This window comes from Sphingobacterium siyangense, from assembly GCF_007830445.1.
Taxonomy (GTDB): Bacteria; Bacteroidota; Bacteroidia; order Sphingobacteriales; family Sphingobacteriaceae; genus Sphingobacterium; species Sphingobacterium siyangense.
Window position 1 is genome coordinate 163,124 of record NZ_VLKR01000001.1, and the last position, 13,714, is coordinate 176,837.

11 protein-coding genes are annotated in these 13,714 nt (G+C 39.8%); 8 read left to right on the top strand and 3 right to left on the bottom strand.

Annotation, left to right across the window (positions count from 1 at the left end; translation table 11 throughout):
* The first annotated feature begins 12 nt into the window (after positions 1-12).
* Together IQ31_RS00730 and IQ31_RS00735 are read left to right on the top strand one after the other, a co-directional pair.
* Entirely contained in the window at positions 13-3,183 is a 3,171-nt protein-coding gene (locus IQ31_RS00730) for an efflux RND transporter permease subunit (protein ID WP_120334301.1), read from the top strand.
* A gap of 131 nt (positions 3,184-3,314) precedes the next feature.
* Positions 3,315-3,926, top strand: a complete 612-nt coding sequence (locus IQ31_RS00735; protein ID WP_145326807.1) for an HAD family hydrolase — start codon at positions 3,315-3,317, stop codon at positions 3,924-3,926.
* A 74-nt stretch (positions 3,927-4,000) separates the two neighbouring features.
* Here the strand turns inward: IQ31_RS00735 and IQ31_RS00740 are convergent, their stop codons facing one another.
* Together IQ31_RS00740 and IQ31_RS00745 are read right to left on the bottom strand one after the other, a co-directional pair.
* The gene (locus IQ31_RS00740) at positions 4,001-5,365 is read right to left on the bottom strand and encodes a hypothetical protein (protein ID WP_145326808.1); all 1,365 of its coding nucleotides are present in this window, start codon (positions 5,363-5,365) and stop codon (positions 4,001-4,003) included.
* A 14-nt stretch (positions 5,366-5,379) separates the two neighbouring features.
* Entirely contained in the window at positions 5,380-5,985 is a 606-nt protein-coding gene (locus IQ31_RS00745; RefSeq protein WP_120334299.1) for an RNA polymerase sigma factor, read from the bottom strand.
* A gap of 326 nt (positions 5,986-6,311) precedes the next feature.
* On the opposite strand from IQ31_RS00745, the gene lysS reads away from it, so the two are divergent.
* From lysS to coaA, 6 genes are all read left to right on the top strand, one after another.
* Positions 6,312-8,030 carry a lysine--tRNA ligase gene (gene lysS, locus IQ31_RS00750; protein WP_120334298.1) on the top strand — a complete coding sequence of 573 codons (1,719 nt, stop codon included), beginning with the start codon at positions 6,312-6,314 and terminating at the stop codon, positions 8,028-8,030.
* Positions 8,031-8,422: 392 nt separating this feature from the next.
* Positions 8,423-9,478, top strand: coding sequence for a patatin-like phospholipase family protein (locus IQ31_RS00755; protein ID WP_145326809.1), 1,056 nt, complete (start codon positions 8,423-8,425; stop codon positions 9,476-9,478).
* 31 nt (positions 9,479-9,509) lie between these two features.
* A complete protein-coding gene (locus tag IQ31_RS00760) occupies positions 9,510-10,742 on the top strand; it encodes a nucleoside recognition domain-containing protein (protein ID WP_075992759.1) in 1,233 nt (410 codons plus the stop codon).
* 71 nt (positions 10,743-10,813) lie between these two features.
* Positions 10,814-11,194, top strand: coding sequence for a methylglyoxal synthase (locus IQ31_RS00765; RefSeq protein WP_046673562.1), 381 nt, complete (start codon positions 10,814-10,816; stop codon positions 11,192-11,194).
* 12 nt (positions 11,195-11,206) lie between these two features.
* Positions 11,207-11,608, top strand: coding sequence for an OsmC family protein (locus tag IQ31_RS00770; protein WP_088161689.1), 402 nt, complete (start codon positions 11,207-11,209; stop codon positions 11,606-11,608).
* 133 nt (positions 11,609-11,741) lie between these two features.
* The gene (gene coaA, locus IQ31_RS00775) at positions 11,742-12,701 is read left to right on the top strand and encodes a type I pantothenate kinase (protein ID WP_120334297.1); all 960 of its coding nucleotides are present in this window, start codon (positions 11,742-11,744) and stop codon (positions 12,699-12,701) included.
* Here coaA and IQ31_RS00780 read toward each other — a convergent pair.
* Positions 12,698-13,546 (bottom strand): mechanosensitive ion channel family protein, encoded by an 849-nt coding sequence (locus IQ31_RS00780; RefSeq protein WP_145326810.1) that lies wholly within the window; start codon positions 13,544-13,546, stop codon positions 12,698-12,700. The two genes, coaA and IQ31_RS00780, sit on opposite strands and share 4 nt — an antisense overlap.
* Positions 13,547-13,714: the final 168 nt, after the last annotated feature.

The following is a 13,714-nucleotide window of genomic DNA, read 5'->3' on the forward strand; positions in this document are numbered from 1 at the left end:
AAAAGATATAGAATGATTTCAGAAGTATTTATTAAGAGGCCAGTTACCGCAATCGTTATTTCGATATTGATTTCAATTATCGGGATCATTGCAGTATCCACGTTGCCAATTAGCCAGTATCCTTCTATTGCACCTCCAACAGTAACGGTTACGGCCAATTACACCGGAGCTGATGCACAGACGGTTGAACAAACCGTGACAACTCTTATCGAGAGTCAGATCAATGGTACACCTGGCATGATTTATATGTCGTCCAATAGTACGTCAAATGGTCAAGCAACAATTACGGTGACATTTGAAGTAGGTACGGATATCGATATTGCGACCTTAGACGTACAAAACCGCGTGGGAATCGCTGAACCAGCCCTTCCCGAAGCTGTGAGACGTCTGGGAATTACGACCCGTAAAGCCAATAACGATATCCTGATGTTGGTTGCCTTAACTTCACCAAAAGGAACGAGAGATGAAAATTTCTTGGCCAATTACAATAACTTATACGTTAAAGACGCGCTCTTACGTGTGAAAGGTGTCGGTGACGTAACGGCTTTTGGTCAGCCATTTTCAATGCGTGTATGGCTAGATGCAAATAAATTGGCTAATCTAAGCATGACCCCGGCCGATGTATCGACAGCGATTGCGGAACAAAACTCCCGCATACCTGGTGGTAGTGTGGGTGGACGTCCACAAGAGTCTTCGACAGTATTTGAATATCCAATCATTACCGATAGTGACCTTTCGAATCCGGAAGACTTTGAAAACATCGTTGTAAAAACCAACAAAGATGGATCTATCGTACTTTTAAAGGATGTTGCACGTGTTGAATTGGGTCAATTTAATTATGGTACATCATCTACCGTAAATGGTATGACCTCATCTGCGATGATGATTAACCAGACCCCGGGAGGAAATGCCGTAGAATCCGCAGAAGGTATTGTGACAGCATTGGAAAAATTAAAGAAATCTTTTCCAACTGACGTAGATTATACCATCAGTTACGAGACAGTTTCGGTAGTAAATGCCTCAATTTCTTCGGTTATCCATACCCTAGTTGAAGCATTGATCCTGGTAACAGTGGTGGTATTTTTCTTCCTTCAAAGCTGGAGGGCAACATTAATCCCCGTATTGGCAATTCCGGTATCCATCATCGGTACATTCATCTTCTTCCTGATGTTTGGCTTTTCGGTCAACAACCTGACCATGCTCGCCTTTGTATTGGCCATCGGTATTGTGGTGGATGATGCCATCGTTGTGGTGGAAGCTGTGCAGCACTATATCGACCATTATAAGCTGGATGCAAAAGAAGCGACACGTCGCGCTATGGGCGATATCACCGCTCCGGTTATTGCAATTGCATTAATTTTGGCTGCCGTATTCGTTCCTGTAGGTTTTATCCCTGGGATGGTCGGTAAATTGTATCAACAATTTGCCATCACGATCGCTGTATCCGTTATGTTGTCTGCATTTATTGCCCTTTCGTTAACTCCAGCATTATGTTCGATTTTATTAAAACCAACAGCAGTACATGAAGGCGCCAAAGGTTTAAATAAATTTTTCTACAAATTTAATGTCTGGTTTGAAAAGGTGACCATCAGATACTCCAATGGTGTAAAACAAGCAATCAAAAAAGCACCACTTGTATTGATCATTCTGTTGTGTATTTTTATCGGAACAGGCTGGATGTTTACAACCAAACCGACAGGATTTATCCCTTCCGAAGATGGTGGTGCATTTTTCGCAGGTATTACTTTGCCGGAAGGTTCTTCTTCTGCACGTACCAATGAAGTCCTTAAAGAGATTGAAGCCGATCTACACAAGACTTTCCCTGAAATCAAGTATGTTACCGCAATTTCTGGTATCAATATCCTAAACCGTGCGTTTAAATCCAATGGTGCAACAGTGTTCGTTTCTCTTAAACCTTGGGAAACCCGTACACGTACTGCAAACGATATCGCGGGAATGATTATGGGTAAATACATGGGTTATACCAAAGCACGGGTATTGGCGGTAACACCACCAGCAATTCCGGGTCTGGGTACATCTGGTGGTTTCTCTATGCAGGTACAGGATTTACAAACTGTAAATATCAAAGATTTCGAAGCAACAGTAGGTAAATTCTTGATGGCTGCCAACCAACGTCCAGAAATTGGAATGGCCTATACCATGTTTAATACCAATTCTCCAAACTACAAATTGGAGGTCAATCGTGAACAGGCAAAACGTATGGGCGTGCCTATCTCAAGTATTTATTCGACAATATCATCCTATTTGGGAAGTAGCTATGTCAATGACTTTACAAAGTATGGTCGTAGTTACCGTGTTGTGACACAAGCTGATATTCCCTACCGTATGAATATTGAAGACATCAACAAATTGTATGTCAACAATGTTTCCGGAAACCCTGTACCGATGGGTACACTGGTCAAGTACGAATTAATGACAATGCCTTCAATCATCAACCACTACAATATCTTTAGAAGTATCGAGATCAATGGTAGTTCGGCTCCTGGTTTCTCATCCGGAGATGCATTGAAAGCTTTGCAAGAAGTGGCTGCACAAACATTACCAGAAGGCTTTGACTATCAGTTCTCCGGTCTATCTCTTCAAGAGATGCAATCCGGGTCAAAGACCATTCAAATTTTTGCGTTGTGTATCCTATTTGTGTTCTTACTATTGGCTGCCTTATACGAAAGTTGGTCTGTACCTTTCTCCATTTTGTTATCTGTACCATTAGGTGTGTTTGGGGCTATATTAACCCTAACATTAATCCCTACATTGGATAATAACATCTATGCACAGATTGGTCTGGTCACCATCATTGGACTTGCTGCCAAGAATGCGATTCTAATCGTAGAGTTTGCTAAGGAACGGGTTGATATCGGGATGAACCTTTATGAAGCGACATTAGATGCTGTAAAATTGCGTTTACGCCCAATTATCATGACGTCCTTTGCCTTCATCTTGGGGATTATTCCATTGATGCTATCTCATGGAGCTGGAGCGATTTCTCGCCAAACAATCGGTTGGACGGTATTTGGTGGTATGACTGCAGCCACACTCCTAGCAATCTTTATCGTTCCGGTGCTATTCGTTGTGATTACACGTATGGCATATGGTAAGAAAAAATTGGCTGAATTAGAAGCTAATTTCGATGAAGAGAAAGCGAAAAATTTAAGTTCACACTAATTATACGCTGCCTCTGTGAAGAATCCACACGGAGCTAACAGCAAGAAGCCTTTCCTTGTAACAAGGGAAAGGCTTCTTTTTTGCTCGTCCAATTATATTTTTTTATTTTTACAGCTCACTATTAAAAGTATATGTCACCTGAATCACAACGAAAATTTGAATTACTAAACCTTCTTGCCGAATCCTACGACGCGCTATTATTTGATGTCGATGGTACCTTGGCAGATAATATGGACGCACATAAACAAGCCTATAAAGCTGCAGCCAAACAATACGGGGTCGAGTTGGACGTCAATTTGATTGATGAAACTGCCGGATGGCCCACTGTGGCTGTTGCAGAGGAAATCAGCAAACGCTATGAGGTAGATTTCGATTATCAAGAATTTTCTTCACTGAAGTCTACCATTTTTCGAGACGAGTATGTTTTCAAGACTAAGCCTGTAGATTACGTTGTTGAACATCTAAAATATCAGAAAGGTAAAAAACACATCGCTGCCGTTTCAGGAGGAACCAGAACAACCTTATCCATGACATTAACCACCATTGGTGTATGGGATGATTTGGAAACACTGGTTTGTGCTGGAGATACAGCTGAGGGAAAACCTTCACCACAACCCTTTCTTTTGGCAGCTGCTCAATTGAATATTGCTCCGGAAAGATGCCTGGTCTACGAAGACGGGACCCCAGGAGTTGAAGGTGCGAAAGCCGCAGGAATGGGTTGGGTTCGCGTTGATGAAATTTAATCAGATATGCAGACTATAAAAAAAGCCGCAGTAAACTTCAAACTTACTGCGGCTTTTTTATAGCATTATGCTATTTAAAAACTAGTAATTATTTTCACTCCCCCGTTGCTATAGTTCAAATCGGATGATTTCAAATTTCCGATTGGAGCTTTATAATAAGGCTCTACAGAAATGGATAATTTTCCAACTTTCTGTTTCCGACCAACTGAAAAATTAATAAAGCCGTTCACACCTTTATCATCAACATTTTTGTCTTGAGATTTTTGTCTGTACTCCGTATTATTTGTTTCATAGATCGTTGCCCGTTCCTGATCCAATACACCAACATAGGATACACCGACTGAGGTATAGAAATTCTTGTTGATCGCGTATCTAACATCCAATGGGATATCAACTGTTAGGATTTTACCTGAAACCCGTTCATTACTCTTTGCATCTTTTGCATCTGCTGCCCGCATCGCAAAGGAATTATTCAAATTCGATTGAGAAATATAATTTGGCGCATCTGCATTAAGAGTATTTGATCCCATTGCAGGAGTAATGGGTGAATTACCCGAAACAGCTCCATAATGTTGAATGGAAGCTCCTGAACGAAGACTTACCTTACTCGAAATATTATAGGCTAGTGCGACCCCGCCCCCCAGCGTTATACTTTCTGACGTAGAAGCAGGTGATACAAAAGCGCCCATTTCCCATTTCTTATCTTGGTTAACGTTCGTGTGTACAACACTATTCCTTGCCCCCCCTTGTTGTGCAGCATACAATTGTGATAGTTTTGCAGCATCGCGTTGCGTTTGATTAACAGGCGACATAAACCCTGAATTGGCCGAAGCAATAACGGCACTACTATTCGTCACAGTGGTATTTGTTGACGCGCTTACTCGTTCCACTTCACTTTCCGTTAAACCAACCTGCGCTGAAAATGAATTATTTTTCAATTGCATGGACTGTAGCCTTCTTAAATCGGCTGATACAGCCACATCGTGGCCCCGCATTAATTGCCCGGTACTCAATACCATGTGGTGATTGTCCAAATTTTCAGTTGAATGGTCCGCTGGCACAGAATAGGTATAGGGCTTCTTCGCCGATAATCCCTCTGCACTCACAATCCTATCGCCCGTAACATCCGATAACGAACGCTGTATCGATTCTTTTAAATCCTTATGATCACCTAACACATCTTCGCGTTCCGGCAGATGTGTTAAAACGACTGCAGGTATATCAGTCTCCACATTCGTCTTTAGCCCCCAATAGCCTACACCAAAACACAATAACACAGCCGCAGCAGCACTCCAATACTTCCAATTAGAGGAGCGATGTGCTGAAACGCCATAATTTGAGGCAAATTTCTCCCAGGAACCTTCTTTATAAGGTAGTTCATGGTCTTTTAATTGTCCAATGATCTCTTCTATCAATTCCTTTTTCTTATTGTCTTTCATCGTAACAACAATATTTATCTTATTTCTTGAACTACGCCTGTATAATCCAAGTATAATTTTCTAAGTTTTTGTTTCGCTCGCGTCAGATAAGTCCTTGATGTACTATCTGGTATGTTAAGCATCTGGGCAATTTCATCATGTGAATACCCCTCAATTTCATAGAGATTAAAAATAGTTTTTTGAATTTCAGGGAGCTGATCGAGCAGACGCATAATCTCATTGACCTCCAGTCGACTGTCCAATTGTACTGCCGGTGTATGCATATCCCCTTCTCCCAAATCTTCAACCGAATAAAACTGCTTTTTACTTCGTAAAAAATCAATCGAAATATTGGCAGCAATTCGCCCTATCCAGGCTCTAAACGATTTTTCGAGATTTTCATCTTCAATATCCCTATTAAATGATTCCAATTTTCGAAATATCCGAACAAAGCTTTCATTCACGAGCTCTTCAGCGTCCACATCCTGTTTTACATAACGAATAATAATAGCCATGAGATAACCATAATACTTCTTATAAACGAAGGCCTTGCCGTCCTCACGATCGCGCAAGCAACGTTCTAAGGCATCATGTAAAGATGATAGCTTCTTGTTATAAAAATATGACCGAATTATACCCACTTAAACCATTTAATTATTAAGTTTCAAACTTAGACAAATTGCCTTTCATATGCAATCAATAACACATGCCATGTAAACAATCTATCGAATTCTCCCCTTCATTATGAACGTTTTTTTCGAGGAGATAACGAAATTAAAATTATAAAACTCAAAATCAAATAGTCGAATGTCCCCTTGTAATAATATCACTATTTAACTATTTTTATCCCATATAACGGAATGCCATTTCCTTTCGCTACAGTGTTTTCAAAAAAAATCCATAAAAAGAATTGAAAAAAATGGCTATTTTTGCGTGATTTTCACATTTTAAATATTATTCATACCGAATGAGTACTGTATTATCCGAACAGGAACAACTTAGAAGACAAGCGATGCAATCGTTGTTGGATATGGGAATTGATCCATTTCCAGCAAACGAATTTGTCGTCAATGCACATGCTGCTGATATTTTAGAAAATTACGATAGAGATAAATTGAATTATAAGAACATTACCATTGCTGGACGTATCATGAGTCGTCGTGTGATGGGTAGTGCTTCATTCTTTGAAATTCAAGACTCTACCGGACGTATTCAAGCTTATATTAAGCGTGACGATGTATGTCCTGATGAGAATAAAGACCTATACAATGTCGTTTTCAAAAAGCTATTGGATATCGGAGATATCGTTGGTATCAAAGGCTATGTCTTCACAACACAAACCGAGGCTATTGCAGTACACGTAGAAGAACTTACCGTTTTATCCAAATCGCTACGTCCCCTACCTGTCGTTAAATCTGCAGAAGGTAAAACTTTTGATGCCTTTACAGACCCAGAGCAACGCTATAGAATGCGTTACGTGGATTTGATCGTAAATCCAAGTAACAAAGACATATTTATCAAACGTACGAAGCTTTTCAATGCGATGCGTCAGTTCTTTAACGACGCGGGGTATATGGAAGTAGAAACACCGGTCCTACAATCCATTCCAGGCGGTGCTGCAGCACGTCCGTTTATTACACACCATAATGCTTTAGATATTCCATTATATCTTCGTATCGCCAACGAGCTTTATTTAAAAAGACTAATCGTTGGTGGATTTGATGGTGTATACGAATTTTCTAAAAACTTCCGTAATGAAGGAATGGATCGTACCCACAATCCAGAGTTCACCGCAATGGAAATTTATGTAGCCTATAAAGACTACAACTGGATGATGGACTTTACAGAACGTCTGTTAGAACATTGTGCCTTGGCTGTAAACGGTACGACTGAAGCTACCTTCGGAGAACATAAAATTGACTTTAGAGCACCGTATAAACGGATATCGATGACAGATTCCATTAAGGAATTTACTGGATTTGATATTACTGGAAAATCTGAAGACGAAATCCGTATTGCCGCCAAAGGAATGGGCATCGATGTAAACGAAACCATGGGTAAAGGCAAACTGATCGATGAAATTTTCGGTGCAAAATGTGAAGGAAACTACATCCAGCCAACATTCATTACAGATTATCCAAAAGAAATGTCTCCTTTAACGAAGAAGCACAGAGATAATCCTGATTTAACCGAGCGTTTTGAGCTGATGGTTTGTGGAAAAGAGATTGCCAATGCTTATTCAGAGCTTAATGATCCAATTGATCAACGTGAACGATTTGAAGATCAATTACGTCTTTCTGAAAAAGGTGATGATGAAGCCATGTTTATTGATCAGGATTTCCTACGTTCATTGGAATATGGAATGCCGCCGACCTCTGGACTTGGAATCGGTATGGACCGTTTAATCATGTTCTTGACCGATAATGCGTCAATCCAAGAAGTTCTTTTCTTCCCACAAATGAGACCTGAAAAAGTCGCCAAAGTAGCAGAAGTAAAAGATTATGAGGAACAAGGCATTCCTGCGGCCTGGGTTCCTGCTTTACAAAAAATGGGCTTTACAACCATTGAAGCTTTAAAAGAAGCGAATCCGAACAAGGTTTTTAATGATCTTGGTGGTATGCGTAAAAAACTGAAACTAGATATCAATATGCCAACGAAAGACGAAGTATTTGCTTGGTTCAATTAAATCGGTATCTATACTAGCAAAAAAAGCTGCCTCAATAAAATTTTGAGGCAGTTTTTTTTGTTTTTATGTAGCGTATCAGCTAATACCAAACTCCTATAATCTTCTCATCAGCTCCTACACTAACAGGGGTATAACAGGGGGTTAACAGGGGGTTAGCAGGGGTAAACCCTTGTTAACCCCCTGTTATATCCCTACAAACTATATGGTAAATCCCCATTAATTCAGAAGCTGTTTAGCGCATAGCACAATGCAATACAAAGTAAGTCTGCTAAAAAGATACGCTATGCATTTAAGCACAGGATGTAGGACACAATTGTCACCAATATATGACTCCTGTCAATTGAAGACATTTATTATATTTACATATCGTTAACTAAATCAGTTTTTGGCATATGAAGAATATTCTCGCGCTTGATGGTGGTGGTATCCGGGGTATCATTCCTGCAATGGTTCTCGTCGCTCTGGAAGAGACGTTACAAAAGCAGACCATGGATCCCAATGAGCGGATTGCCTCCTACTTTGACTTTATTGCGGGCACAAGCAGCGGTGGAATTCTGACAAGCATTCTTTTGTATCCAGAAGAAGGCAATCCCACCCATCCTAAGTTTTCCGCGCGAGATGCATTAAATTTATTTGTTAATCATGGTACTGAAATTTTCAACGCTTCCAAATGGCGACGCTTTTTAGGTGGATTTGGTCTTGTCAGCGAACTCTACTCGTCCAACACATTATCAGACGTTTTGGATGAGTACTTTCAAAATGCACGATTGAGCCATCTTATAAAACCCTGTATCATCACTGCGTATAACATTGAATTGCGGAAGAATCATTTTTTTAGACAACAAAAGGCAATTACGCACGGGGAAGCTCGGGATTTCTACCTTAAAGATGTCTGCAAGGCTACATCTGCTGCACCCACATTTTTTCCTGTTGCAGAGATCTATTCGCTTTCAAAAACAAGATACCCTTTGATTGATGGCGGTGTGTTTGCTCAAAACCCCTCCATATGCGGTTTACTTGAAGTTTTAAAGGCTTTTAACAGCACGCAGATAAACGACATGTTTATGGTATCCTTAGGTACCGGAATGTCAAAAACAGCTTATAATTACGAACATTTTAAAAAGAAACTTGCTATACAAATCGGTCCAGCTTTAGTTGACATTATGACAAGTGCATCTTCTGAAAGTACCGAGTTTTTTATTCGACAACTATTTCAAAGTAACGGTAAGCAACAGAATTATCTACGCATAGAACCAGCCAATCTGTCGAGCATCAATGCATCATTAGATGCAGCCTCGCCCAATAATATTCAGAAGTTGATCTCCTTATCCGATAAAATGATCAGTGAGCATGAGGATACATTGGATTATATCGTTGCGCATCTCATTAAAGAAAAGAGTCAAAATAAGAAGAAAAATCCATGGAGCCAGTTGATGGATAAGTTCTAAAAGATTACTTTTACGCATATTTTAAATCTATATGGCATTAAACTACGTTTGGGTTGCATTTTTCTTAATCACATTTGCCGTAGCCCTTGTAAAACTAATCTTTTTCGGAGATACGGAAATCTTTCAGCAAATTGTAAATTCAATCTTTGACAGTGCAAAAACAGGAGCAGAAATCTCTTTAGGACTGATCGGCATGATGAGTTTTGCACTTGGGATTATGAAAATTGGCGAAAAAGGTGGTATGATCAATATCTTCGCAAAAATCGTGGGACCTTTTTTCCATAAACTATTCCCAGAGATACCCAAAAATCACCCTGCGCTTGGTTCTATTCTTATGAATTTCTCGGCTAATGCACTAGGATTAGATAATGCGGCGACGCCATTGGGGCTTAAAGCCATGAAAGAACTCCAGGAGCTCAATCCAAATAAGGAAACAGCTACCAACGCACAAATCATGTTTATTGTGCTCAATGCATCTAGCTTAACCCTCTTGCCTATTTCAATTATGGCTTATCGGAAAGAAGCTGGTGCACCAGATCCTTCAGATGTATTTCTGCCAATTCTGATCGCAACCTTCTTTTCCACATTGGTGGCATTGATTCTCGTTTCCATCTACCAAAAAATCAATTTATTTAACCGTGTAATTCTAGGATACCTGGGAGCAATGGGACTATTTATCGGTGGACTACTTTATTACTTTTCGGGACTGCAGCAAACAGAAATTGAAATATTCAGCAAGGTATTCGGCAATCTTATTTTATTTAGCTTATTCACCTCTTTTATAGGTTTGGCTCTTTTCCGTAAAGTGAATGTATACGATTCATTTATAGAGGGTGCCAAAGAGGGCTTCGAAGTCTCTGTAAAAATAATACCCTATCTCGTCGCGATGCTTGTCGGTATCGCTGTATTTAGAGCATCAGGAACCATGGACTATATGGTCGCTGGAATTTCCAAAGCTATCGCATTATGTGGTCTAGATACATCGTTTGTAGACGCTTTACCTGTTGCCTTTATGAAGCCGCTCAGTGGATCAGGTGCACGAGGACTTATGGTCGATTTGATGAATGCCAAGGGGCCAATGGACTTCGCTGCCAGGGTTGCTTGTGTTATTCAGGGATCAACAGAGACTACTTTTTATGTCCTCGCGGTATATTTTGGCGCAGTAGGAATAAAGCGTACACGGCATGCATTACCCTGCGCTCTGCTAGCTGAATTGGCTGGTGTGATAGCCGCAATTATTATATCCTATATATTTTTTAAATAGTATACAAAACGGATCTAGAAAGGTTCTGTTTTTAGATTTGAGCCGATTCTTTTACATATAATTATATACTGATGAAAAAAACAATTGCACTAATAGCCCACGACGGCAAAAAACCTGAAATGGTCGCATTTGTCAAAGACCACCAGGAATTATTGGAGCGCGCCAATATCATTGCCACAGGTACTACGGGCTCTTATGTCAGACAGACAGGTTTGCCTGTGGAATTGAAATTGAGCGGCCCCATGGGTGGTGATGCACAAATCGCAGCTTTGGCGGCCGAAAGAAAAGTTGATGGTATTATTTTCTTTCGCGATCCACTAGGAAAACATGCACATGAACCAGATATTCAGATGCTCATGCGTGTATGTGATCTTTATAATGTCCCTTTGGCAACAAACCCTGCAACAGGAAGCCTCATCATTGAAGGACTATTAGAAGACGTGGAATCCTAATTTTAATCGCTTATGGACAATGAAGTAATCGTTTCAATAGGGAAAACACCCTATACAACTACAGTACAATACGGCAAACATCAAATAACGGTTGATGAACCCGAAGATGTAGGTGGTGAAGATCAGGGCATAAACCCTACTCCACTATTACTATCCTCTTTAGGGAGCTGCAAAGCCATTACAGTCAAAATGTATGCTGACCGCAAAAACTGGCCCCTGGAGGAGGTGCTGGTGCGTTTATCTTATGAGGTGCAAACAAGTGAACAGCAACAAACGACCTATATACAATGCTTTATTAGCTTTAAAGGAGATTTAGATGAGGTTCAAAAGCAGCGTTTGTTTAAAATAGCTGAAAAGTGTCCTGTTCATAAAATATTATCAAATCCTATTGTAATAACTTCAAATCATTTATAATGTTTCTTGGGATAACGGATAACACTATTTATATTTGTCCGCGCAAAAAAGACCTTTAATAGTCGATAGAATCGAATAGTAAAGGTTTACTTGTCCTGCAATATAGATATTTGTAATAAAAATAAAGCAAACGATGCAATTGGATCCGCAAATAGCAATAGACTCGCCTTTTAGATCGATCAAACGGGAAGATTGGAAAAATTTAAACGGGAAGGTATTGCACAATTTCAGTGTCGAAGACCTGGAAAATCTACATGCACTGAATGAACCTTTGACAAATCAGGAAATAGAAGAAGTCTACTTTCCCTTAAGTCATCTACTTGAGATTCATATTGATCGTTTCCAGAGCCTTCACCAGCGTACAAACCGGTTCTTTGGCAAAGAAGAGAGCAAACTGCCTTATATCATTGGTATAGCTGGGTCGGTCGCTGTCGGAAAAAGTACTACTGCCCGGGTTTTGCAGCGTGTCCTAAGTTTGCTTCCGTCCAAGCCGAAGGTCGATTTGGTGACCACAGACGGTTTTTTATACCCCAACCAACAACTTATCGAACGTGGTATTCTAAACCGAAAAGGCTTTCCTGAAAGCTATGATGCCAAAAGATTGATTCATTTCCTTTCAGCAGTGAAATCAGGGGCTCCAAAAATTGCGGTACCAGTATACAGCCACTTGGTCTATGACGTCTTACCGGACGAACAACAACAAGTGATTGAACAACCCGACATCCTCATTGTAGAAGGGATAAATGTATTACAAGTCAATTCCCAACGACCACGAAAGGGACATAGCGTATTCGTTTCCGACTTTTTTGATTATTCAATCTATGTACATGCCAGCGAGAAAAATCTTATTGAATGGTATACCAATCGATTTGAATCACTGCGTGCTACGGCATTTCAAAATCCGGCTTCATTTTTCCATAAATATGCAAATATGACAGCTGATGAAAGCCATGCCATGGCTGTGAATATCTGGAACGAAATTAATAAACCCAATCTACTTAAAAACATTTTGCCGACTAGATATCGCGCGGATCTCATTTTAGAAAAAGGAAGCCACCACTTTGTTAAAAATGTCAAAGTAAGAAAGATTTAACCCTGCATTCTTGTAAACTGGAGGATTTCATTTAATATGTTGCTCTGGACCTGCTGATGTATTTTGTTGCTGGACGAGATTGTACTTACCTCAACTTTATACTTGATATAGTCTTTAGTCATATCGGCGACCTTGATTGTAAAGCCCTGGGAATGATCTAAATTTGGGTTTTTCTGAAATAATGGACTTAAATACTGTTCCAATTCCGCCACTGCAAATGAGCGATCAATCGGTAGTTCAAACTTTACAACAATTTTATTTGACTTTTGAGAAGTCTTATTGACCAAAGTCGCGGTAAACACCAAATTATTGGGAATCATCACAGCATCATCATCTTCATCGCGCACAACCAGATTGGCCAATGTGATATCAACAATTTTCCCCTGATATTCACCTATTTTTATGCGATCTCCAACGGAAAATTGATCCGAAAACATAATAATCAAACCGGATATCATATTCGTGATATATTCTCTAAAAATTACCGCAATCGCCATTGCGACAATTGTCATGCTGGTGATAAAATCTTTTGGATTAATACCAACCGCTATCATTAGGCTGACTATAATAAAAAAAACATTACCTACTGTAGCTACACGTGTAATTCCGAGCACAAAATTACCCCGGACAACCTGCTGTTCATTTCGACTGTTGTATAGTTTTACAAGGATAAAATGACCGATTGAGATCAGGACACTAGCTGTTAGAAAAGTATTTAAGCCGTAAGCCATATTCCGGATGACCTCCCGCTGCATATAAAAGGTTTCAAATTGAACAAATGATGCCGTTAACGCAATCAGCAGTATAATTCGTACAATAAAAGAAATTGAAATTGGTTTTGTCATTTTTTACACAAGCTTAAGTTGTCTGTCTAGTCAAATTTTAATGTTCTCCCATTCGCTATGCACGATAGTTCATGTAAAACGGCCACAAACAGGCTTGCTAAACTAAACAATTTTACTTTACGTAAAAAGCATTATCAGGAAATAGCTATCTTTGCCTAAAGACATTAC